The organism is Methylobacterium sp. D48H, from assembly GCF_053345715.1.
This window is the reverse complement of record NZ_JBKFAP010000009.1, coordinates 188,464-209,759: the sequence shown is the minus strand read 5'-3', so window position 1 is coordinate 209,759 and position 21,296 is coordinate 188,464. Positions and strand designations below refer to the sequence as shown.

The following is a 21,296-nucleotide window of genomic DNA, read 5'->3' as shown; positions in this document are numbered from 1 at the left end:
GGGCTTGACCGTTCCGGGGGCGGAGTACAGGTCCGGGGCCCGAAACGGCTCCAGGATCGCATGGCCCCCACCGCAAACCTCGCCCTGATCAACCTGTTCATCGGGGACATCCAGGGCGGCCTCGGACCCTTTCTCGGGACTTGGCTGGCAGAGTCGGCCTCGTGGAGCCCCGCGCGGGTCGGGTTCGTCATCACGCTGGTCGGCATCGGCACGCTGTTCCTGAGCGGACCGTTCGGTGCCCTGGTCGATCGGTTCCCGCGCCCGCGCCTGCTGATCGCGCTGGCCTGCGGGGCGATCCTGGTGGGGACGCTGCTGCTCCTGCCGGCCCGCAGCTTCCCGGCGGTGCTGTGCGCGCAGCTCTTCGCAGCGGCCGGCGGCACCCTGCTGCTGCCGGCCGTCGCGGCGCTGACCCTGGGTATCGTCGGGAAGGACCGGTTCCCCGCGCAGCAGGGGCGCAACCAGGCCTTCAATCACATCGGTATCCTGATCGCGGCGGGCGCCATCAGCCTCGGCACCGGCTATTTCGGCCCGGCGATCGCCTTCTGGGTTCTCGGCGGCATGGCGCTGGCGGCGATCGCCGCGACGGCGACGATGCCGGCCAAGGCGTGGAGCCGCCGTCGCGCCGTCGGCTGGAAGGAGGACGACTCGGACGAGCCGGAGCGCAGCGGCCTCCGCCAGGTCCTGGGGAACCGTCGCCTGCTGGTGCTGACCGTGGCGCTGACCCTGTTCAATCTCGGGAACGGCGGCATGCTCTCGCTGCTCGGCCAGAAGCTGGTCGCGACCGCGGCCGACGCCACGACCTGGACGGCCCGCTACGTCATGGTGGCCCAGCTGGTGATGGTCCCGGTGGCGCTGTTCGCCGGATCGCTCGCCGACAAGCGCGGCCGCCGCCAGCTGCTGATGGTCGCCTTCGCGGTCCTGCCGGTGCGGGCGCTGCTGTCCGGCCTCATCGACGATCCGGTCTGGCTGATCGCCGCCGAGGTGCTGGACGGCGTCGCCTCCGGCATCGTCGGGGTGGCGGTGCCGGTCATCGTCGCCGACCTGACCTGGGGATCCGGCCGGACCCAGACGGCCATCGGCAGCGTCAACGCCGTGCAGGGCGTCGGCGGCGCCCTGTCGGGCTGGTACGGCGGCCTGTCCTACGGGATGTTCGGCTGGACCGGCGCCTTCCTGGCTCTCGGCCTGCCGGCGCTCATCGCCCTCGCGCTGGTGATCTGGCTCGACGCGACGCCCGAGCCCGGCCGGCGCAGTCGCCGACGGGAGCGGCGGAGCACCGCCGCTCAGGGAGCCTGAGCCGGCCGCGCGACCGAAGCCCGCGTCGACCCGCTATAGGACCCGATCGGGGCCGCCCCCGCGCGTTGCGGTGCCGCCGGACGCGGGGCCCTCTGAAACGCGAAAACCCGGCCTCGGGGCCGGGCTTCGCGTCGGTGTCGCTACCGTGTGGGCTCAGCCGATATGCGGGCTGCCGGTGGCGGCGGGGAAGCGGTCGGCCAGGGCGCGGCGCAGCTTCTCCAGGGCCCGGTTCTCGATCTGGCGGACGCGCTCCTTGGAGATGCCGAGCCTCTGGCCCAGGGCTTCCAGGGTCGCCTGATCCTCGGCGAGGCGGCGCTCGCGCAGGATACGCAGCTCGCGCTCCGACAGCACAGTCAGGGCCTGCTGGAGCCAGCTCAACCGACGCTCGCCGTCGACCGTGGCGCTCACGGTCTCGTCCGGCAGGTCGGCGCCGTCGACGAGGAAGTCCATCCGCTCCGAGGAGGCGTCGCTGTCCTCGCCCACCGGGGCGTTGAGCGACATGTCGGGACCGGACAGGCGCGCGTCCATCAGAGCGACGTCGTCCCGCGACACGCCGATGGCGCTGGCGATGCGGCGGTGAATCTCGTCGCCGACATGCTCCTCGGTGGATTGCATCAGCCGGGCGCGCAGCCGCCGCAGGTTGAAGAACAGGGCCTTCTGCGCCGAGGACGTGCCGCCGCGCACGATCGACCAGTTGCGCAGGATGTAGTCCTGGATCGACGCGCGGATCCACCACGTCGCGTAGGTCGAGAAGCGGACGTCCCGCTCGGGCTCGAACCGGGCGGCGGCCTCCATCAGGCCGACATGCCCTTCCTGGACGAGGTCGGCCATGGGCAGGCCGTAGTGACGAAAACGCCCCGCCAGGGCGATGACGAGGCGCATATGGGCGGAGATCAGACGGTGGAGGGCCCGCTCGTCGCGCTCGTCCTTCCAGCGGACGGCGAGGCCGCGCTCTTCTTCCCGGGCCAGGAAGGGTGCCTCCATGGCAGTCCGTATGAACTGCCGTCGAATTCCCGCGATCTCAGCCATCCGCCTGCCTCTTGTTGTCGAGTGCTGTTGCGGCGTCGAGCCGATAGCCCGACGCGCAGGCGCCACCGGGAGGCGACGCCAGGCAACCGACAACGGAAGGCAAAACGCGAAAGTTCCGTCCCGATGCCCCACAATGCGACAACCGGGCGGCCACGAAATCGTGTTCTGTTCCGATCAGATGGGATCCGGCCGCGCGCCGTCCAGCCCGGATGTCCCGAAACGACCGGGCCGGCGCGCCGGTTCGGACCGGTCCGGGCACAAAAAACCCGGCCACAGGGGCCGGGTTCGATGTCGTCCGCGGGGGGAAGCGCGCCTCAGGCGGCCTCCTCCTGAATGTCGTCGCCCTCGCTGTCACCGTCGGCCTCGGCCTCGGCCTCGGGCTCCGCCTCGTTCTTCGCCCGGCGGGGCGACTTGGCGAGGCTCTGCTCGATCAGCTTCAGGGCCTCGGTCTCGGTGATGCGGTTCACCGACGAGATCTCGCGCACGATCCGGTCCAGGGCAGCTTCGTAGAGCTGGCGCTCGGAGTAGGACTGCTCCGGCTGAGCCTCGGACCGGAAGAGGTCGCGCACGACCTCGGTGACGGCGAGCAGGTCGCCCGAGTTGATCTTGGCCTCGTATTCCTGCGCGCGGCGCGACCACATGGTGCGCTTGATCCGTGCGCGGCCGGTCAGCAGGTCGAGCGCCTTCTTGACCAGTTCCGGCTCGGCGAGCTTGCGCATGCCCACGCTGTTGGCCTTCGCGGTGGGGACGCGCAGGACCATCTTGTCCTTCTCGAACGATACGACGAACAGCTCAAGCTTGTAGCCGGCGATCTCCTGCTCCTCGATCGCGGTGATGCGACCGACGCCGTGGGCCGGATACACGACAGCCTCGCCGGTCTTGAAGCCCTGCCGGCCTGCGGTCGTCGTCTTCTTGGCTGTGGTCATGCGAGAAGGGCCTCCACTGGCGCGCAGCGTTCGGCGCCGCGCGAAACCGTGTTCTTCCGGGCGGGACACCCGGTCTGCCTCGCCGCTCCCGGACCCGGCGCCGAGCGCACGAATCCGGGCGTTCCCCGGCGCGGCCGTGCGAACGCCTGGCCCGCCCGCCGAAGTCGCCTCCAGCGGTCGAGCGCGTACTACTCCTAACCCACGAAAAGCGAAGGCGTTTCAGCCGGAGGGAGCACGTCAGGCGCGAGCGACGGCAGGCGGATTGTCTACCACAATCCGGCGCGCAGATCAAAGCATCCCTGAAGACGCACGCGCGGACCAAGCGCGGCGCCAAAGAGTTTTACACTGGTGCGGCGGGACAGGAATGACCTGGCCGCGTATCAGGCCCTCGTATGACGCAGCCCCGCCGCGGGCTTCAGCGGCAGCACGGGCCCGACAGATCTTCCCGCACTCTGGGGAGATGGCCGCGGGCCGGCGTCAGGACCTGCGGGACCGGCCCGGGGTCAGTCGCCCGAGCCGGGGTTGGGCGAGAAATGCGCCTCGAGCTTCCCGCTCTTGCCGTCCCAATCCTTGGCGTCGGCCGGGGCTTCCTTCTTCTGCGTGATGTTGGGCCAGGACTTGGCGTAGTCGGCGTTCAGCTTCAGCCACGTGTCGAGATTCGACTCGGTGTCGGGCTTGATGGCCTCGGCGGGGCATTCCGGCTCGCAGACGCCGCAATCGATGCACTCGTCCGGATGGATGACGAGCATGTTCTCGCCTTCGTAGAAGCAGTCCACCGGACAGACCTCGACGCAGTCCGTGTACTTGCACTTGATGCAATTGTCGGTGACGACGTAGGTCATCGGATGTCTTCGTCCTAAAACTCGACTTGGCCCGGGCGGAGCCTGGAGACGGCCCGCGCGCCCGGAGGGTGCTGCGAGGGGAACGCCGGTGAGACCCGACACGGGGACGGATCTCGGAGGCCCACGGCTCTAGACGCTGCCTCCCGGACTGACAAGCGTGCGGGCGCCGCAAGGGTTCGCGTCGGGTCGCTCGCGCGGCCGCTGTGGCGCGACCTCATCACTCGGACGGCCCGTCCGGCCCGTCCTCGACCGACAGGGTGCCGCCCGACAGGTCGTCGTAGAGGAGCCGCGCCTCCGGCGCCGGGCCGCGGCGCAGGCCGAGACCGAGGACCCGCACGGCCAGGGTCGCGTGGGGCGCCGCCACCGTGACCACGTCACCGATGCCGATGGCCTTCGCGGGGTTCTCGGCCCGGCTGCCGTTCACCCGCACGAAGCCGTCGGAGGCCAGCCGCGCCGCGAGCGACCGGGTCCGCGCGAAGCGCGCGAACCACAGCCACTTGTCGAGGCGCTGCCGGTCCTCGCGCATCCGCCGCGGATCAGCGCTTCCCGCCGTCGCCGGCCTCGAGCTGTGCCTTCAGGGCCGCGAGCTTGGCGAAGGGCGAGTCCGGATCGGGCGCCCGCTCGCGCCGCGGCGGCCGCTGGTCGGGCCGCGGGCCGGAATGGCGCTGCTCGGCGCCGCGCTGGTCGTCGCGGCGTTCCGGACGGCCGCCCTCGAAGCGGTCGCGGCGCGGGCCGCGGTCCCGGCCGGGGCGCGGGCCACCGTCGCCCTCGGCCCGGCGCTGCTCCGGCCGGCCACCGTCGGGACGCCCCTGTCCCGAATGCTGGCCCTGCTGGCCGCCGTCGCGCCCCCGACCGGCCCCGCGGGGACGGTTCTGCGGGCGCTGGTGGGCCGGGCGCTGGTGGCGCTGCAGGCGCCAAACCTCGATCTGCGGGATCTCGGCTGCGCCCTCGCCCTCGGCACCGACGTCCTCGGCCGTCTCGGCCGCGTCGGGCTCCGCCTCGGCGGCCGCGTCGGGCGCGGTCTCCTCGGCGATGGGTTCGGCCGCCGGCGCGGCGTCCGCCTCGGCCGGCTGCTCCGCCTCGGCGTGGGGAGACTCGGTCGCAGATGTCTCGGTCGCGAGCGCCTCGGTGGCCGCGTCGACCGGCGTGCCGGCCGGCTCGTCCGCAGTCTCGCCCTCGGCCCCCGCCTCGGGGTCGGCGGCCGGGGCTTCCTCGGCCGCGTCAGCGTGATCGGCGGCGGTCTCGACACCCTCGGCGGCCGGGGCCTCGTCGCCGACCGGCTCGGCGGCATCAGCCTGCGCGGCGACGGCCTCCTCGGAGGAAGCCTCGGAGGACGCCTCGGCGGCGGTCGGCGCGGTGGCGGCAGCGGGGACGAGCGGCACCGTAATGGCCGGGCCGGGGCGCGCCTCGGCCGTGTAGCCGAGCGACTTCAGGATCGAGGCGAAATCCTCGCCCGAGCATCCGACCAGCGAGGTCATGCCAACGGTGGCCACGAAGCCGTCGCCGTCGGCGGTGCCGTCCGGTGGGGCGCCCGGGGTGGTGCCGGGCCGGTAGGCGATCGCCGGGCGGATCAGGTCGGCGAGCCGCTCCAGGATGTCGACCCGCACCGCCCGCTCGCCGCTGGCCCGGAAGCCGGCCGCGCGGTAGAGGCCCTTGGCGATCTCGCGGTCGACCTTGATCGAGGTGCGGCCGGAGCCGGCGAGATGCGCGATCTCGTCGAGGCCGCGCTGGTCGAGGCCGCCGTTGCGCAGGGCCCAGAGCTGGGCCGCGAGCGTGCGGGGCGCCGGCTTCAGCAGCGCCGGCAGGAAGATGTGGTAGGCGCCGAACCGGACGCCGTGGCGGCGCAGGGCGCCGCGGCCGTCCTGGTCGAGGCTGCGCATCTCGTGCGCCACCTTCGAGCGCTCCAGCACGCCGAGCGCCTCGACGACCTGATAGCCGATCCCCTTCGCGAGGCCGGTGAGGTCGGCCGCGGTCTCGATCTCCATCAGCGGCCCGAGCAGTCGCACGATGTAGGCCTTCAGCCACGCGTCGAGGCGGCCCTCGACCTTCTCGCGATGCGCGCCGGTCAGGCTGTCGTCCGCCAGCAGACGGATCTGCGGGGCGAACAGCTTCTCGCCGGGGCTGAGCTTGGCGACCGGCGCGCCGGTCCAGCGGATCGTGCCGTCGTGCGAGAGCACGAGGGTCGAATCGGCGGTCGCGGCGAATCGTTCTGCCCGCGACTCGATCTCGCCCCCGAGCGCCTTCTCGGCGGCGCTCCTCAGGGTCTTCGCCTCGTGCCCCTCGGCGCTGGCATCGGGAACGAACAGGAATCCGTGAAGGTGGCCGACATGCTGACCCTCGACGGTGACGTCACCGTCGGCGGTGATCTGGGCTTCGAGCATCGTGTTCTCTCTCAGGCGCCGCATCAGGACGCTTGTGCGCCGGTCGACGAAGCGGCTCGCGAGGCGTTCGTGCAGGGCGTCGGACAGCCTGTCCTCTACCCGACGCGTCTCGCCCTGCCAATGTTCTGGGTCGCGCAGCCAGTCGGGACGGTTCGCCACGAAGGTCCAGGTGCGTCCCTGGGCAATCCGGCGGGACAGCGTGTCGATGTCGCCGTCGGTCCGGTCGATCATCGCGACCTGCTCGGCGAACCACGTGTCGGGGATGCGGCCCGCCATGCCCTTCATGAGGAACCGGTAGAGCTGCGCGACCAAGTCGGCGTGCACCTGCGGGTGGACCTTGCGGTAATCCGGGACGCCGCAGGTGTCCCAGAGGCGGCGCACCGCGGCGGCGCTGCGCGCCATGTCGCGGATGTCGTCCTCCTTCATGAGGATCTCGAGGGCCTGCTGGTCCTCGCCCATCGGGGCGCGGGTCAGGCCCGATTCGCGCGGGTGCTCGTCGAGGCTCGCCTGCAGGCCTTCGAGGCTGCCGAAGCTCAGATCCGGGTTGCGCCATTGCAGGATGCGCAGGGGATCGAAGTCGTGGCTCTCCAGCCGCTCCACCAGTTCGGCCTCGAAGGGCGGGCAGCGCCCGGTTGAGCCGAAGGTGCCGTCCGAGAGGTGGCGGCCGGCGCGCCCCGCGATCTGGCCCATCTCGGCGGGGGTGAGCTTGCGGAAGCGGGTGCCGTCGTACTTCCAGTTGGCCGCGAACGCGACGTGATCGACGTCGAGGTTGAGGCCCATGCCGACCGCGTCGGTGGCGACGAGGTAGTCGACATCCCCCGCCTGGTACATCTCGACCTGGGCGTTGCGGGTCCGGGGCGAGAGGGCTCCCAGCACCACCGCGGCGCCGCCGCGCTGGCGGCGGATCAGCTCGGCGATGGCGTAGACCTCCTCGGCCGAGAAGGCGACGATCGCGGTGCGCCGGGGCAGGCGCGACAGCCGCTTCTCCCCCGCGAAGCTGAGCTGCGACAGACGCGGCCGCGTCGTGGTGTGGACGTTGGGGATCAGGCTCTGGACCAGCGGCAGCATGGTCGAGGAACCGATCAGCAGGGTCTCCTCGCGGCCGCGGACGTAGAGCAGGCGGTCGGTGAAGACGTGGCCGCGATCCATGTCGGCGGCGAGTTGGATCTCGTCGATGGCGACGTACGCCACGTCGAGGTCACGCGGCATCGCCTCGATGGTGCAGATCCAGTAGCGCGGCCGGTCCGGCTTGATCTTCTCCTCGCCGGTGACGAGGGCGACCTTCTCGGGGCCGACCTTCGCGACGACGCGCAGGTAGACCTCGCGGGCGAGCAGCCGCAGGGGCAGCCCGATCATGCCGGTCGGGTGGGCGAGCATCCGCTCGATGGCGAGATGCGTCTTGCCGGTGTTGGTCGGCCCGAGGACCGCGGTGACGCCGCGGGCGCGGGCCTCGCGGGACAGCGAGCGGCTGGGCGTGGGGCGGAGCAGCGCGTCGATGGTCGGCGGTTCCTTCGAGCGGGAAGGCCGTCGCGGCGCCGTCGCGGCGCGGGCGGGGAGGCGGGTTCGACCGGCCGACCGCGTCAGGGACGCTAGGGCCGGTACCGTCCTCCCCCATATGGGATGCCGCCGCCGCCAGGTCCAATCTGCGGCGTGATCATCGGGTAGACGTCGATCTGCGTCGTCGGCGTGCCCGGCTGTGGCGCGAGGTCGGCGCAGAGCGTGTCGGGGGTCGCGACGAGGGGACCGCGGCGGGGCGGCCTGTTCTCGACGACCTCGGCCGACGAGAAGGCGTCACCGCCGCACCCCGGATCGGCGGACCCGGCACTGAGGGACTGCGCCGCGGCCGGCCCCGCGAGCGCGGCCAGGGCGAGGGCGAGGGCGATTCGGAGGGCAGGCGAGCACATCCGGGCATTATCGCCGGGAACGTGAAGATTCCCTCCACCCGCGCAACCGCGGGCCTCGCCGCGATCGCGCCCGCCGGCGCGGCAATGCACGGCGACGCGGGCGCGCGGCGATGTCCGTCCCCGCGCCCTTCCTGGGTTATTTCGCGGCACGGGCGCGGATGGCGCGGGTCGTCGATCAGTCGACACCCTCGACGAGCACCACCTCGCCGATGCCCGCGGGCCGGCGCTTGGCTACGGCAGCCTGGTACTCGGGCGAGAAGTAGTAGGTGCGCGCCGCCTCGTAGGACTCGAATTCCAGCACGACGTTGCGCGGACGGCCCTCGCCCTCCAGCGCTTCACAGCGGCCGCCGCGCACCAGCGGCGTGCAGCCGTACTTGCACATCGCCTCGGAGGCCATGGCGGCGTAGTCCTTGTAGGTGTCCGGGTCGGTGACCGTCATCCGGACGATGATGTAGCCCTTGGGCACTGCTGACCTCCCCGCGCGGCTGCCGCGCCGCGCCGAGGTGCCGGGAAACCGGCCGCCGGTCAAACGCTCCCTGACGCGCCGCTACTGCCCCGGCAGGCTCGCCTGCGCGACACTGTTGCCGGCGGCGCCGGCCGTGCCGGTGGTCGTCGGCGTGCCGCTCTGGCTCCAGCGGGTGGCCTCGATGATGTTGGTGCCGATCGTGGTGAGCACCGAGATGCGCAGCGGGATCAGGACGCGCGTTCCCTCGACGGGGGCGAGCCAGACCGACATCTCGCGGTTCTCCTCCATGAACTTGACGCCCGGCCGGTCCGGCCGGTGGCCGGCGACCGCCTGGTAGCGGGCGTTGCATACGAGGACTTGCCCCGCATAGCCGGGCTTCTGCACCGGGCGGGTCTCGGCGTAGCTCAGCACCACGTTGAAGCGGGTGGCGCCGTCGAAGACCGGCAGGGTCCGGTTGCAGTTCTCCGGGTCGAGCGGCTCGCCGCGCCCCTGGGTCGGCATCAGCAGCGCGCTCACCGGGTCGATGATGCCGCGCTTGTTGGCCGGGGTGACCGGCACGCGGTCCTGCATGTCGACGAGCGGCGGCGTGATCTCGGCCTGGACGACGTTGCCGCGCGCCAGGGCCATGCGCACCGCGATGCCGGAGCTCGCCGTCTGGGTGGCGATGGCGAAGGCGCCGGGCTGCGGCGCGGCCGAGAAGCTTCCCGAGGCCCGGGCGGAGCCCTTGCCGCCGGTGATCGCGCCGACGAGGCCGGTGAGCACGGCCGACACGTCCATCATGTAGCGGTCGCGGTCGAAGGAGCCGGCCAGGCGAGCCGTGCCGATCGGGAGACCGGCGAGGTTGATGCCGTAATCGACCGCCACGGTCGCGGCGGCGGGCGCGGCCCGCTTGGCCCGCGACGTCCGCGCGCCGGCATCGGTCGGGGCCGCGAGGGCCGCGACCGCGAGGAGGCTGCCCGCGAGGCGCCCGGCAGCGTGCTTCTTCGCCGGCTTGATCATTCGACGGATTGGCGTGGCGCTCATGATCCGGATCGCATCCCAGGGCGGGCGGGCCAAGACACTCGCTCGAACGCACCCTCTCGAACACACCCGCTCGCCGACGTCCTCTGCGACGCACGGAGCGGGGAGAGGCGCCTTCCTGCAGGTGGAAGAAGGCTATATCCCGGCATCGTGGTTAACAGACCGTTGGTCGTCCGGCGCGACGCCGGACCCCGCCTGCCCCCGCCGGCACCTTGACGCACCGCGCCTTCGTCGCCTATAGGCTCGCGCCTTCAACAGGACTCCGCCGGACCTGGAACACGCAATGGGCGTCGCCCGCTGCGACGATGATCGCGCCGGCCGCGATCGGGTCTTCACCGGGCGGAACGAGACGGGATCGTTTTTTATCATGGCGCGCCGCTGCGAACTCACCGGCAAGGCCGTTCAGGTCGGCCACCTCGTGAGCCACTCGAACCGCAAGACCAAGTGCCGGTTCCTGCCGAACCTGTGCAATGTCACCCTCCAGTCCGACGCGTTGGGCAAGCGCGTTCGCCTGCGGGTCACGGCGCACGCCCTGCGCTCGGTGGAGCACCGCGGCGGCCTCGACGCCTTCCTGATCAAGGCCGGCGAGGGCGACCTGTCGCAGACCGCCCGCCTCCTGAAGCGCGAGATCCACAAGAAGCTCGCCGAGACCCCGGCCGCCGCGGCCTGAGTCGTCGGGCTTCACGCCCCTATCGGACGGTTTGAACCGCCGTGGCCGTCGAGGCCGCGGCGGTTTCCGCTTGTTTGCGGTGGCATGCCACTCCAAGCAATCCAGAGCTCGGCCGCAGGCTGCCGTCAGTGTCCGGCCGATGCCCCTGCGCCGTCTTTGCGAGCGGAGCGAAGCAATCCAGGCGGCGCCACGTGGACAAGCTCCGCGCTGCCCTAGGTCACTTCGCTGCGCTCTTGATGACGAGGGGGCTTCGCCGTCCAAGTTGCGAACATGAACCGTGTCGAGGTTCGGCCCGAATCTGCCGGCTTCCTCGACGCGGATCGTCTGTTGCGCGGCAGCGCGGGGCGTGATTACCGCCGCCCGCCCGCTGCGCGCAGCATCCGCCCCGTCGGCGCCGCGCCGTCCTCCTCGAACAGCTCGGCCAGCTTCTCGGTCATCGCCCCGCCGAGCTCCTCGGCGTCGATGATCGTCACGGCGCGGCGGTAGTACCGGGTCACGTCGTGGCCGATGCCGATGGCCAGCAGTTCCACCGGCGAGCGCGTCTCGATCTCCTCGATCATCCAGCGCAGGTGCCGCTCCAGGTAGTTGCCGGCATTCACCGACAGGGTCGAATCGTCCACCGGCGCGCCGTCGGAGATCACCATCAGGATCTTGCGCTGCTCCGGCCGCCCGAGCAGACGCTTGTGCGCCCAGTCCAGGGCCTCGCCGTCGATGTTCTCCTTGAGCAGCCCCTCGCGCATCATCAGCCCGAGGTTCTTCCGCGCGCGCCGCCAGGGCGCGTCGGCCGACTTGTAGACGATGTGGCGCAGGTCGTTCAGGCGGCCGGGATTCGGCGGCTTGCCGGCGGCGAGCCACGCCTCGCGGCTCTGGCCGCCCTTCCAGGCACGGGTGGTGAAGCCCAGGATCTCCACCTTCACACCGCAGCGCTCCAGCGTCCGCGCCAGGATGTCGGCGCAGGTCGCCGCCACGGTGATCGGCCGGCCGCGCATCGAGCCCGAATTGTCGAGGAGCAGCGTGACCACCGTGTCGCGGAAGTTGGTATCCTTCTCCTGCTTGAAGGAGAGCGGCTGGTACGGGTCGATGACCACGCGCACGAGCCGCGCCGGGTCGAGCTGGCCCTCCTCCAGGTCGAACTCCCAGGCGCGGTTCTGCTGGGCGAGAAGGCGGCGCTGGAGCCGGTTGGCGAGGCGGCCGACCACGCCCTGCAGGTGCGAGAGCTGCTTGTCGAGATAGGAGCGCAGGCGCGACAGCTCGTCGGCGTCGCACAGCTCCTCGGCGTGGATGACCTCGTCGAACCGCGGATTGAACACTTTGTACTCGGGCCCGCGCGCCTCGTTGCCCTGCCGCTGCGGCGGGCGCGAGGCCTCCGAGGCCTCCTCCGACTCCGCGTCCTCGGCCTCCTCGGGCAACTCACCGGACGGTGCGTCGGCGGATTCCTGGGCGCCCTCCTCGATCTCGTCGGAGGCCTCCTCGGAGGTCTCGATCTCGGCGCGCTCGCCCTGGCTCTTCTCCTCCGAATCGCCCTCGCTGGGGTTCTGCTCGTCGTCCTGGGCGTCGTTCTCGTCGTCGTTCTCGTCGTCCTCCGCGTCGAACGGCGTCTCGTCCGACATGTCGAGGGAGGTGAGGAGGTCGCGCACCGAGCGGGCGAACTTGCGCTGATCCTCGATCGAGCCGAGCAGCCCGTCGAGGTTCGGGCCGGCCTTGGCCTCGATATGCTCGCGCCACAGCTCGACGATCTTGGTGGCGGCCTCGGGCGGCTTCTGGCCGGTCAGGCGCTCGCGCACCATCAGGGCGACAGCATCCTCCATCGGAGCGTCGGCCCGGTCGGTGATGGACTCGTACTTGCCGCCGCGATGGTAGCGGTCCTCCAGCATCGCCGAGATGTTGCTGGCCACGCCCGCCATCCGGCGCGACCCGATCGCCTCGACCCGGGCCTGCTCGACGGCGTCGTACACGGCGCGCGCGGGTGCGTTCTCGGGAGCGAGACGGCGGTGGACGGCCACGTCGTGGCAGCCCAGCCGCAACGCCATGGCGTCGGCGTTGCCGCGCAGCACCGCGACGTCCTGCGCCGAGAGCTTGCGCGGGGGTTCGGGGAGGCGGGCCTTGTCGCCGGTGAGCGCCGGCCGGTCGGTCGCGTAGGTGACCTCGACCTCGGAGCGCCGTGCGATGGCGCGCAGGCACCCGGCCACCGAGCGCTTCAGGGGCTCGGCCACAGGTTCGCGGCGCTCGCCGGGCTTGCGGTTGGAGATGGACATGCGGGCTACTTCTTCGCGGAATCGAGATCGAAGGGGCGAGCCCGGATCTCATCCCAGCTGTAGGGACAGGCAGACGGAAACTCGTCCGGCATCAGATGGGTCTCGTCGGCGGCCCAGTCGCGCGCGTCCGGGTAAGCCTGTGTCAGAGCCTCCTCGAGGCGCGCCTTGAGGCTCGGGCTGTCGGTCAGCAGACGGTCGAACCGGCGGCGTTGCTCGCGGATCGAGTAGATCCAGCTCGGCGTGCGGTGCTCGGGCTGCTGATCCCACTTCAGCATGTGCATCAGCAGGACGCGCAGACAGCTGTAGAGCTTGGAGAATTCGCGCCTCGACACGTCCTCCAGCTCCTCCGCGACGCGCTCGACGTCGATCTCGTCGAACCGGCGGGCGCGGAGCAGGGCGACCTGCTCCCGCGCCCAGCTATGGAGGTCATCCTCGTAGCGCGTGCGGATGGCCGCGGACGGGGTGTCCACGTCCATCACAGCGGTCTCGGCTGGACGCGCCACGGGCTCCTCCATGCGGGTCAGCTCAGCGCGACGTTCACCGCGCTCTCGGGCAGCTCCTTGCCGAAGGCGCGCTGGTAGAACTCGGCCACCAGCGTCCGCTCTAGCTCGTCGCACTTGTTGAGGAACGTCACCCGGAAGGCGAAGCCGATATCCTTGAAGATGTCGGCGTTCTCGGCCCAGGTGATCACCGTGCGCGGGCTCATGACGGTGGAGAGGTCGCCGTTCATGAAGGCGTTGCGAGTAAGATCCGCCACGCGCACCATCCGGTTGACGATGTCGCGGCCCTGGTCGCCCCGGTAATGGGTCGCCTTCGACAGCACGATGTCGACCTCGCGGTCGTGCGGCAGGTAGTTGAGCGTGGTGACGATCGACCAGCGGTCCATCTGACCCTGGTTGATCTGCTGGGTGCCGTGATAGAGGCCCGACGTGTCGCCGAGGCCCACCGTGTTGGCGGTGGCGAACAGCCGGAAGGCCGGGTGCGGGCGGATCACGCGCTTCTGGTCGAGGAGCGTCAGCCGGCCCGAGAGCTCCAGCACGCGCTGGATCACGAACATCACGTCCGGGCGGCCGGCGTCGTACTCGTCGAACACGAGCGCGACGTTGTTCTGCAGCGCCCAGGGCAGGATCCCGTCCTGGAAGGCGGTGACCTGCTTGCCGTCCTGCAGGACGATGGCGTCCTTGCCAACGAGGTCGATGCGCGAGACGTGGCTGTCGAGGTTGATCCGGATGCACGGCCAGTTCAGCCGGGCGGCGACCTGCTCGATATGGGTCGACTTGCCGGTGCCGTGATAGCCGGTGACCATCACGCGGCGGTTGCGGGCGAAGCCGGCCAGGATCGCGAGCGTCGTCTCCCGGTCGAAGATGTAGTCCGGGTCGACATCCGGCACGTGCTCCTCGGGCTCGGCGAAGGCCGGCACCTTGAGGTCGAGGTCGATGCCGAAGACATCGCGGACGGAGACGGTGCGGTCGGGCAGCGCGGCGGGCGTAGCGTCAGAGAGCATTCGGAACCTCGTGAGGCGCGGGCGCTCCACTTCCAAACAGTGAAGCATCCGCGCGGAAGGACGTCGAGCCGGGCCTCCGCGGCGGGGCGGAGCCATCCTTAGACGGCGGCGCGCTCGCGCGCCACCGACCGGCATGGATCCCATATAGGGCCGCCCCGCGCGGTTTGCCCTATCCTGGGTGCGAACCGGCGTGCATCGTTCGTGCCGCTCAGCAGAGACCGGCCGCGCGGAGCACGTCGTGGGCGCGGATGATGTCGCGCAGGCGGTCCTCGAAGGAGCGGTCGCCGCCGTTGGCGTCCGGGTGGAAGCGCTTCACCAGCACCTTGTACTGCGCCTTGATGGCGGCCGCGTCCGCGCCCTCCTCGAGGCCCATCACGTCGAGGGCGCGGCGCACCGTCGCCGAGTGCTTGGGCTTGCGCGGCTCCTCGGGCTGGCGGGCACGCCGGCGCGCGTCGCCGACGCCCTCGCCGCGCAGGATGCCGAGGGGATCGACGTAGGCCCAGTCCCGAACCGGCTCGTCCGCCGGCTTGGCCTCGCCGGTCCGGTTCACGCCCATCGCCCAGGTTGGGCGATGACCGATGATCGCGTCCTTCTGGTAGGCCTGAACGGCGGCGTCGTTCATGCCATCGAAGTAATTGTAGGTGGCGTTGTAGGCGCGGACATGGTCGATGCAGAAGCGCCAGTACTGGCCCTCCGCCTTCCGCCCCTTCGGCGCCCGGTACAGGCCCGGATGGGTGCAGCCGGGGCTCTCGCAGCCGGCTTCCGCGGCGGGCTTCGGCTCGTCGCAGGTCGGCTTGATCCGGATGCTGTCGAACAGGCGCGAGTTGAGATCCATGACGGGCCGATTATGAGGGGGCGGACCTGAGACACAAGGGCACCGGGCCTGATGACGCATGCGCGGGATCGGGCTTGACGGCGCCCACGGACACGACGCGAGGGCACGATGACGGACGGTGCGGGCGCGGGCGGCACCCTGCGGGACTGGATGGAGGCGCGGCTGCGGGAGCAACTCGCGCCGGCGCGGCTCGACGTGATCGACGAGTCGCATCTGCATGCCGGCCACGCCGGAGCGCGGCCGGGGGGCGAGACCCATTACCGGCTCGACATCGTCGCGTCGGCGTTCGAGGGCAAGAGCCGCGTCGAGCGGCACCGCTTGGTGAACGCGCTGCTCGACGACGCGTTCAAGCGGGGGCTGCACGCCCTCGCGCTCCGCGCCCGCACGCCGGCCGAGGCGGCCTGAATCGGGGCTTCGCGTAGGACGAGGGCGGGATCGCTCCGACGGGGCGCGGTGTACGGGACGGGAGGCACGAGACAGATATGGTGACGGGGCCGCCGATCCGCATCCGTCCGCTCGCGGGCTGCGCACCCGACGCGGGGGCGCGGCGCGCCGTCGTCGCGCAGCCGGGGAGGGCGCCATGGCCCTGCGGGTGACGCCGCGCATCGCCATCGACGAGGACGAGATCGAGCTGTCCTTCATGCGCGCCTCGGGCGCCGGCGGACAGAACGTCAACAAGGTCGAGACCGCGGTCCAGCTGCGCTGGGCGGCGCTGGCCTCGCCCGCCCTCGACGAGCGGGTGCGGGCCAATCTGGTGCGGCTCGCCGGGCGGCGGATGACCAAGGACGGCGTTCTCGTCCTCGCCGGGCAGCGGCACCGGACGCAGGAGCGCAACCGGGCCGACGTGCTGCAGCGGCTCGTCGATCTGGTGGCGGAAGCGGCCAAGCCGCCGCCGCCGATCCGCCGGCCCACGAAGCCGACCCGGGGCTCGCAGGAGCGGCGCATCGGCGCGAAGAAGAGCCGCGCCGCGATCAAGCAGGGCCGGGGCAGCGTCCGGGATTCGGACGGCTGACCCCGATCCCGCCGCGGCCGGGTCTCAGTGGATCGCGTCGATGACCTCGGCCTTCGGGCTGGCGTCGGGCGCCGGGGAGGAGCCCGCCACCAGGGTGCTGCCCGGCTTGGCGATGGTCAGGACGATCGCGATCATCGCCAGGATGGCGGCCAGGGCCGCCGGGAACAGGAAGGCCGATTCGCCGTAGCGCATGTCGAGCAGGCCGCCCACGACCGCGCCGGTGCTCAGCCCGGCCCAGAGCGGTGCCTGGATCCAGAAGGACGGCGCCACCGTGCCGAGCAGCAGGTTGGCGCAGCCCGTGCCGAAACGCACCACGGCGCCCGTGACGTAGGTGAGCGCCAGGGAGCGGCCGCCCTCGTCCTGCAGCGTCGCGTTCTGGAGGCCCAGCGCCAGGACGATCGGGTAGGCGTGGAGCGGGTACGCGAAGGTACCCCAGGGCATCAGCAGGCCTCCGGCGAGCAGCAGGGCCTGGAGCGTCAGCAGGACGGCGAGGCGCCAGCGCCCGACCCAGGCGGCGATCAGCGTTCCCAGGAAGGCGCCGAAGCAGAACATGCAGATCGTGCTGGCGACGCGGCTGACGTTCTCCCAGTCGGCGTTGGCCACCGCCACGCCGAAGCGGGTGGTGTTGCCCGACATGAACGACATGAAGAGCTGCGAGAATTCCAGGAAGCCGATGGAATCGGCGCAGCCCGCGAGCGCCGCCAGGGCGATCGCGAAGGGAATCCGGGTTCGCGGATCGGCGGGAAACGACTTGTCGGCCGGTGGCTCAGGTTTCCGCTGCGGTGCTGCACCACCTGTCCGACTTCCGTATTCCGCCATGCTGATCCCCCGATCGAGCCGCCGCGCCTAGTCGCGGTCGACTGACAATGGACGAATAGCGGAGCGGTTTCATGCCGATGTGCGCCGCAACACAACGACGCGCCCCGGCACTGGCCGTCCGCCCTCGCGACGGACTTCCGCCGGTCTCGTCGTCAGCAGCTCCAATCCGGACGCGGCGGCCGTCGCCGCGATGTGGGCCTCCGCGTGGGCGTAGCGGCCGTCCGCGCCCAGGACGGAACCGGGTCCGTCGTGGGATTGCACCGTGACGGCACCGAGCCCGCCCGGCCGCAGGACCCGCCCCACCCGCGCCAGGAACGTCGCGAGGTCCGCGACGTAGATCAGGACGTCCGCGGCGAGGCAGAGGTCGGCCGACGCCTCCGGCAGGTCGGTCAGGGCGGCGCCGATGTCGCCCTCGACGAGGCGCTCGTAGAGCGGCCGACCCCGCGCCGTCTTGGCCCGCGCCACCGCCAGCATCCCGGGGGAGAGGTCGATCCCGGTCAGATGATCGACCCGGTCGCGCACGACCTCGCCCATCAGCCCCGTGCCGCAGCCGAGATCGAGACCGACCGCGAAGCGCTCCGGAACGCACGGCAGGGCGTCGCGGACGAGCTGCGGGCCGACATAGCCGAGGCCGTCCACGAGGTGGCGCTCGAACCGCGGCGCGTAGTCGTCGAACAGGGCGCGGACATAGGCTGGCGACAGGACCGGGAGGGTGTCGCCGCCGCCCAGGCGGACGAGATGCGCGCGCACGCCCAGCCGGTCCTCGGGATCGATGTCGAGGGCGCGGGAAAAGGCCCGCGCCGCCGCGTCGCGCAGGGCCGGATCGGGGCCGGCGGCGGCCAGGCCCGCGCGCGCCCGGCCCAGCAGGAGCCAGGCCGGCGCGTAGCGCGGGGCGCGTGCCAGGACCTGCTCGGCGAGGTCGGCGGCGGCCGCGTGGTCGCCGTCGGCGAGGCAGGCCTCGGCGTAGCGGTAGCGGCGATCGGCGAGGAGGTCGCCGGAACTGAGCTGCGAGGCCATGCGTCTGCCGGGTCGGGGGCGCCTATATACCGGGGCCACCGGCGGACTCCACCGGCAGCACGGACCCGATGCCGATACGCGCCAGCGATCTCCTCACCCTGACCCGCGAGGGTCTCTACTGCCCCCTCGGGCGCTTCCACGTCGATCCGACCTGGCCCGTGGAGCGCGCGCTGATCACGCACGGGCACGCCGACCACGCCCGCGCGGGCCACGGCCAGGTGCTGGCGACGCCCGAGACCCTGCGGATCATGGCGGTGCGCTACGGCGCGGATTTCTGCCGCCAGCGGCAGGAGGCGCAGCTCGGCGCGGCGCTCCGCGTCGGCGACGTGACCGTGCGCTTCGCCCCGGCCGGCCACGTCCTCGGGTCGGCACAGATCGCCATCGAGCGGGACGGCGTCCGCGTCGTGGTGTCGGGCGACTACAAGCGCGCGCCGGACCCGACCTGCCTGCCCTTCGAGGTCGTGCCCTGCGACGTGTTCATCACCGAGGCGACCTTCGGACTGCCGGTCTTCACCCATCCCGATACGCGGGGCGAGGTCCGCAAGCTCCTCGAATCGGTGAAGCTGTTCCCGGAGCGCGCCCACATCGTGGGCGCCTACGCGCTCGGCAAGGCGCAGCGGGTGATGGCGCTCCTGCGCGAGGAGGGCTGGGACAGCCCGATCCACCTGCACGGCGCCATGGAGAAGCTGACGACGCTCTACAAGGAGGAGGGCGTGCCGCTCGGCGACACGCCCAAGGTCGTGGCCGCCGAGCGGAAGGACCTGCACGGGGCGATCGTGCTCTGCCCGCCCTCGTCGATCCAGGACCTGTGGTCCCGCAAGTTCCCCGACCCGGTGACCTGCTTCGCCTCGGGCTGGATGCGGGTGCGCGCCCGCGCCCGCCAGAAGGGCGTCGAGCTGCCGCTGGTGATCTCCGACCATTCCGACTGGCCGGACCTGTGCCGCACCATCCGCGACACCGGAGCCGGCGAGGTCTGGGTGACCCACGGCCAGGAGGACGCGCTGGTCCACTGGTGCGGGACTCAGGGAATCCGGGCGAAGCCGCTCCACCTGCTCGGCTACGGCGATGACGGCGAGGTCGAGGGGACCTCGGAGGCGGGCTCCGGGGCGGAGGCGGCGGCGTGAACGACTTCGCCCACCTGCTCGACCGCCTCGCCTACGAGCCGCGCCGCAACGCCAAGCTGCGCATGCTCCAGGACTACTTCGCGCGCACGCTCGATCCCGAGCGCGGCTACGCACTCGGTGCCATGACCGGCACGCTGAGCTTCCGCGAGGCCAAGCCGGCCCTGATCCGGGGACTGGTCGAGGAGCGGATCGACCCGGTGCTGTTCCGGCTGTCGCACAATTACGTGGGCGACCTCGCGGAGACGACGGCGCTGATCTGGCCGGGACCGGCGGAGGCGCCGCGGGAACCGGGCCCCGGCCACAACAACCCGCCGCCGCATGTCCCGACCCTGGCCGAGGTCGTGGAGACCCTCGCGACCATCCCCAAGCGCGAGCTGTCCCGCCATCTCGCCGACTGGCTCGACGCCCTCGACGAGACCGGGCGCTGGGCGCTCCTGAAGCTGGTCACCGGCAACCTGCGGGTCGGCGTCTCGGCGCGGCTCGCCAAGACGGCGGTGGGCGCGCTGGGCAACCACGACGCCGACGCCGTCGAGGAGGTCTGGCACGGGCTGACCCCACCCTTCGAGACCCTGTTCGCCTGGGTCGAGGGCCGGGCCGAGCGGCCCGAGACCCTGAACCCCGCGCCGTTCCGGCCGCCGATGCTGTCGCACCCGATCGAGGAGGAGGCCGACCTCGAGAAGCTGGAGGCCGGGGCGTTCTCGGCCGAGTGGAAGTGGGACGGCATCCGCGTCCAGCTCGTCGGCGGTCTCGACCGGGCCGGCCAGCAGGTCGGGAAGGTCTATTCGCGCACCGGCGAGGACATCACCGGGGCGTTCCCGGACCTCGCCGAGGCCATCACCTTCGCGGGCGCCCTCGACGGCGAACTGCTGATCCTCCGCGAGCGGCGGGTGCAGAGCTTCAACGTGCTGCAGCAGCGCCTGAACCGGAAGGCTGTGACGGGCAAGCTCCTGGAGGAGTTCCCGGCCCACGTGCGGGCCTACGACCTCCTCGCCCTGGAGGGCGACGACCTGCGGGCAGAGCCCTTCGCGGAGCGGCGGCGGAAGCTGGAGGCGCTGGTCACGCGCCTCGACCACGCGCGGATCGACATCTCGCCGCTCGTGCCCTTCGCGGACTGGGAGGCCCTGGCGGCCGCGCGGGCGGACCCGGCCTCGGTGGGCGCCGGCGCGGATGCCGACGCCATCGAGGGCGTGATGCTCAAGCGCCTCAACAGCCCCTACCTGCCGGGACGCCCCAAGGGACCCTGGTGGAAGTGGAAGCGCGAGCCGCACATCGTCGACGCCGTGATGATGTACGCACAGCGCGGGCACGGGAAGCGCTCGTCCTTCTACTCGGACTACACGTTCGGCGTCTGGCGGGAGGCCCCCGAGGGCGGCGACGAGCTGGTGCCGGTGGGCAAGGCCTATCACGGCTTCACCGACGCCGAGCTCGCCAAGCTCGACCGCTACGTCCGCAACAACACCACCAAGCGCTTCGGCCCGGTGCGCGAGGTCGCCCACGGCCGCGAGGCCGGGCTCGTGCTCGAGATCGCCTTCGAGGGCGTGCAGCGCTCGACCCGGCACAAGTCGGGCGTGGCCATGCGCTTCCCCCGGGTCAGCCGCATCCGCTGGGACAAGCCGCCCGCGGAGGCCGACCGGATCGACGTGCTGGAACGGATCCTCGCCCGCGGCGAGCGCGAGATCGCGCCGGGCACGACCTTATCGGAGACGATCACATGAGACAGGGACACGGGCGGGAGGGCAGGATCGGGCCGGTCGAGGCGCTGGCCTCCGGTCCGGTGGAGCGCCACGCCAGCGCGCGCCTGACCGTCGCGACCCCGGGGCCGGGCTTCACGGACTTCACCGCCGCGGTGGCCGCGTTCGTGCGCGACAGCGGCGTCCGGGACGGGCTCGTCACGGTGTTCTGCCGGCACACCTCGGCCTCGCTGACCATCCAGGAGAATGCCGATCCCGACGTCCAGACCGACCTGATGACCGCGCTGGACGGGTTCGCCCCCCGGAATGCCAGCTACGTCCACGGCGCCGAGGGGCCGGACGACATGCCGGCCCATATCCGCACCCTGGTCACCGATTCGGCCCTGACGATCCCGCTGGTCGGCGGGGCGCTGGCGCTCGGCACGTGGCAGGGGATCTACCTGATCGAGCACCGCGACCGGCCGCACCGGCGGGAGATCGTGCTGAGCGTCCTCGGGGCGTGACGCGT

General features: G+C 71.7%; 21 protein-coding genes. 7 read left to right on the top strand and 14 right to left on the bottom strand.

Translation table 11 applies throughout. The features are described 5' to 3' along the window. Positions 1-60: 60 nt before the first annotated feature. Positions 61-1,293, top strand: a complete 1,233-nt coding sequence (locus ACLBX8_RS17350) for an MFS transporter (RefSeq protein WP_447715558.1) — start codon at positions 61-63, stop codon at positions 1,291-1,293. A 153-nt stretch (positions 1,294-1,446) separates the two neighbouring features. On the opposite strand, the gene ACLBX8_RS17345 is transcribed toward ACLBX8_RS17350, so the two are convergent. From ACLBX8_RS17345 to ACLBX8_RS17310, 8 genes are all read right to left on the bottom strand, one after another. Further along, positions 1,447-2,322, bottom strand: a complete 876-nt coding sequence (locus ACLBX8_RS17345; protein ID WP_012320644.1) for an RNA polymerase factor sigma-32 — start codon at positions 2,320-2,322, stop codon at positions 1,447-1,449. A 314-nt stretch (positions 2,323-2,636) separates the two neighbouring features. Then, positions 2,637-3,248: a CarD family transcriptional regulator gene (locus ACLBX8_RS17340; RefSeq protein WP_447715557.1), complete on the bottom strand. Its 612-nt coding sequence runs from the start codon at positions 3,246-3,248 to the stop codon at positions 2,637-2,639. Positions 3,249-3,751: 503 nt separating this feature from the next. Beyond that, positions 3,752-4,090 carry a ferredoxin FdxA gene (gene fdxA, locus ACLBX8_RS17335; protein ID WP_020092693.1) on the bottom strand — a complete coding sequence of 113 codons (339 nt, stop codon included), beginning with the start codon at positions 4,088-4,090 and terminating at the stop codon, positions 3,752-3,754. A 217-nt stretch (positions 4,091-4,307) separates the two neighbouring features. Continuing rightward, positions 4,308-4,616 carry an RNA-binding S4 domain-containing protein gene (locus ACLBX8_RS17330; protein ID WP_447715556.1) on the bottom strand — a complete coding sequence of 103 codons (309 nt, stop codon included), beginning with the start codon at positions 4,614-4,616 and terminating at the stop codon, positions 4,308-4,310. A gap of 10 nt (positions 4,617-4,626) precedes the next feature. After that, positions 4,627-7,959, bottom strand: a complete 3,333-nt coding sequence (locus ACLBX8_RS17325; RefSeq protein WP_447715570.1) for a helicase-related protein — start codon at positions 7,957-7,959, stop codon at positions 4,627-4,629. Between the two features lie 101 nt (positions 7,960-8,060). Further along, positions 8,061-8,375, bottom strand: coding sequence for a hypothetical protein (locus ACLBX8_RS17320; RefSeq protein WP_447699481.1), 315 nt, complete (start codon positions 8,373-8,375; stop codon positions 8,061-8,063). Between the two features lie 175 nt (positions 8,376-8,550). Beyond that, positions 8,551-8,841, bottom strand: coding sequence for a DUF1330 domain-containing protein (locus ACLBX8_RS17315; RefSeq protein WP_447699480.1), 291 nt, complete (start codon positions 8,839-8,841; stop codon positions 8,551-8,553). A gap of 81 nt (positions 8,842-8,922) precedes the next feature. Beyond that, on the bottom strand, positions 8,923-9,840 hold the full coding sequence (locus ACLBX8_RS17310; protein WP_447699499.1) for a DUF3108 domain-containing protein: 918 nt from the start codon (positions 9,838-9,840) through the stop codon (positions 8,923-8,925). Positions 9,841-10,228: 388 nt separating this feature from the next. On the opposite strand from ACLBX8_RS17310, the gene rpmB reads away from it, so the two are divergent. Continuing rightward, positions 10,229-10,531: a 50S ribosomal protein L28 gene (rpmB, locus tag ACLBX8_RS17305; protein WP_012320636.1), complete on the top strand. Its 303-nt coding sequence runs from the start codon at positions 10,229-10,231 to the stop codon at positions 10,529-10,531. A 350-nt stretch (positions 10,532-10,881) separates the two neighbouring features. Here rpmB and cobT read toward each other — a convergent pair whose 3' ends face one another. From cobT to ACLBX8_RS17285, 4 genes are all read right to left on the bottom strand, one after another. Continuing rightward, a complete protein-coding gene (cobT, locus tag ACLBX8_RS17300; protein WP_020092686.1) occupies positions 10,882-12,786 on the bottom strand; it encodes a cobaltochelatase subunit CobT in 1,905 nt (634 codons plus the stop codon). 5 nt (positions 12,787-12,791) lie between these two features. Then, entirely contained in the window at positions 12,792-13,301 is a 510-nt protein-coding gene (locus ACLBX8_RS17295; RefSeq protein ID WP_447715555.1) for a DUF29 domain-containing protein, read from the bottom strand. 5 nt (positions 13,302-13,306) lie between these two features. Continuing rightward, a complete protein-coding gene (cobS, locus tag ACLBX8_RS17290; RefSeq protein ID WP_012320633.1) occupies positions 13,307-14,290 on the bottom strand; it encodes a cobaltochelatase subunit CobS in 984 nt (327 codons plus the stop codon). A 208-nt stretch (positions 14,291-14,498) separates the two neighbouring features. Then, a complete protein-coding gene (locus ACLBX8_RS17285) occupies positions 14,499-15,125 on the bottom strand; it encodes a J domain-containing protein (protein ID WP_447699478.1) in 627 nt (208 codons plus the stop codon). Between the two features lie 108 nt (positions 15,126-15,233). Between ACLBX8_RS17285 and ACLBX8_RS17280 the strand changes: the two genes are divergently transcribed. Both ACLBX8_RS17280 and arfB read left to right on the top strand, forming a co-directional pair. Next, positions 15,234-15,530: a BolA family protein gene (locus tag ACLBX8_RS17280; protein ID WP_020092683.1), complete on the top strand. Its 297-nt coding sequence runs from the start codon at positions 15,234-15,236 to the stop codon at positions 15,528-15,530. Positions 15,531-15,705: 175 nt separating this feature from the next. After that, complete coding sequence (arfB, locus tag ACLBX8_RS17275; protein WP_091926121.1) at positions 15,706-16,137, top strand: alternative ribosome rescue aminoacyl-tRNA hydrolase ArfB; 432 nt, start codon at positions 15,706-15,708, stop codon at positions 16,135-16,137. Between the two features lie 24 nt (positions 16,138-16,161). Here the strand turns inward: arfB and ACLBX8_RS17270 are convergent, their stop codons facing one another. Continuing rightward, complete coding sequence (locus ACLBX8_RS17270) at positions 16,162-16,956, bottom strand: YoaK family protein (protein WP_447715554.1); 795 nt, start codon at positions 16,954-16,956, stop codon at positions 16,162-16,164. Positions 16,957-17,025: 69 nt separating this feature from the next. Beyond that, positions 17,026-17,973: a class I SAM-dependent DNA methyltransferase gene (locus tag ACLBX8_RS17265; RefSeq protein ID WP_447715553.1), complete on the bottom strand. Its 948-nt coding sequence runs from the start codon at positions 17,971-17,973 to the stop codon at positions 17,026-17,028. A 68-nt stretch (positions 17,974-18,041) separates the two neighbouring features. Between ACLBX8_RS17265 and ACLBX8_RS17260 the strand changes: the two genes are divergently transcribed. The 3 genes from ACLBX8_RS17260 to ACLBX8_RS17250 are packed head-to-tail and all read left to right on the top strand — an operon-like array spanning position 18,042 to position 21,291. Further along, positions 18,042-19,097: a ligase-associated DNA damage response exonuclease gene (locus tag ACLBX8_RS17260; RefSeq protein ID WP_447699476.1), complete on the top strand. Its 1,056-nt coding sequence runs from the start codon at positions 18,042-18,044 to the stop codon at positions 19,095-19,097. Continuing rightward, entirely contained in the window at positions 19,094-20,812 is a 1,719-nt protein-coding gene (locus tag ACLBX8_RS17255; protein WP_447699475.1) for a cisplatin damage response ATP-dependent DNA ligase, read from the top strand. The genes ACLBX8_RS17260 and ACLBX8_RS17255 overlap by 4 nt, the downstream gene beginning before the upstream one ends. After that, positions 20,809-21,291: a secondary thiamine-phosphate synthase enzyme YjbQ gene (locus ACLBX8_RS17250; RefSeq protein WP_091679661.1), complete on the top strand. Its 483-nt coding sequence runs from the start codon at positions 20,809-20,811 to the stop codon at positions 21,289-21,291. The genes ACLBX8_RS17255 and ACLBX8_RS17250 overlap by 4 nt, the downstream gene beginning before the upstream one ends. Positions 21,292-21,296 lie beyond the last annotated feature (5 nt).

Coding starts and splice junctions, on each gene's coding strand:
- ACLBX8_RS17350 (WP_447715558.1), top strand. CDS start 61: ATGGCCCCCACCGCAAACCTCGCCCTGATCAACCTGTTCATCGGGGAC.
- ACLBX8_RS17345 (WP_012320644.1), bottom strand. CDS start 2,322: ATGGCTGAGATCGCGGGAATTCGACGGCAGTTCATACGGACTGCCATG.
- ACLBX8_RS17340 (WP_447715557.1), bottom strand. CDS start 3,248: ATGACCACAGCCAAGAAGACGACGACCGCAGGCCGGCAGGGCTTCAAG.
- fdxA (WP_020092693.1), bottom strand. CDS start 4,090: ATGACCTACGTCGTCACCGACAATTGCATCAAGTGCAAGTACACGGAC.
- ACLBX8_RS17330 (WP_447715556.1), bottom strand. CDS start 4,616: ATGCGCGAGGACCGGCAGCGCCTCGACAAGTGGCTGTGGTTCGCGCGC.
- ACLBX8_RS17320 (WP_447699481.1), bottom strand. CDS start 8,375: ATGTGCTCGCCTGCCCTCCGAATCGCCCTCGCCCTCGCCCTGGCCGCG.
- ACLBX8_RS17310 (WP_447699499.1), bottom strand. CDS start 9,840: ATGATCAAGCCGGCGAAGAAGCACGCTGCCGGGCGCCTCGCGGGCAGC.
- rpmB (WP_012320636.1), top strand. CDS start 10,229: ATGGCGCGCCGCTGCGAACTCACCGGCAAGGCCGTTCAGGTCGGCCAC.
- cobT (WP_020092686.1), bottom strand. CDS start 12,786: ATGTCCATCTCCAACCGCAAGCCCGGCGAGCGCCGCGAACCTGTGGCC.
- ACLBX8_RS17295 (WP_447715555.1), bottom strand. CDS start 13,301: ATGGAGGAGCCCGTGGCGCGTCCAGCCGAGACCGCTGTGATGGACGTG.
- cobS (WP_012320633.1), bottom strand. CDS start 14,290: ATGCTCTCTGACGCTACGCCCGCCGCGCTGCCCGACCGCACCGTCTCC.
- ACLBX8_RS17285 (WP_447699478.1), bottom strand. CDS start 15,125: ATGGATCTCAACTCGCGCCTGTTCGACAGCATCCGGATCAAGCCGACC.
- ACLBX8_RS17280 (WP_020092683.1), top strand. CDS start 15,234: ATGACGGACGGTGCGGGCGCGGGCGGCACCCTGCGGGACTGGATGGAG.
- arfB (WP_091926121.1), top strand. CDS start 15,706: ATGGCCCTGCGGGTGACGCCGCGCATCGCCATCGACGAGGACGAGATC.
- ACLBX8_RS17270 (WP_447715554.1), bottom strand. CDS start 16,956: ATGGCGGAATACGGAAGTCGGACAGGTGGTGCAGCACCGCAGCGGAAA.
- ACLBX8_RS17265 (WP_447715553.1), bottom strand. CDS start 17,973: ATGGCCTCGCAGCTCAGTTCCGGCGACCTCCTCGCCGATCGCCGCTAC.
- ACLBX8_RS17260 (WP_447699476.1), top strand. CDS start 18,042: ATGCCGATACGCGCCAGCGATCTCCTCACCCTGACCCGCGAGGGTCTC.
- ACLBX8_RS17250 (WP_091679661.1), top strand. CDS start 20,809: ATGAGACAGGGACACGGGCGGGAGGGCAGGATCGGGCCGGTCGAGGCG.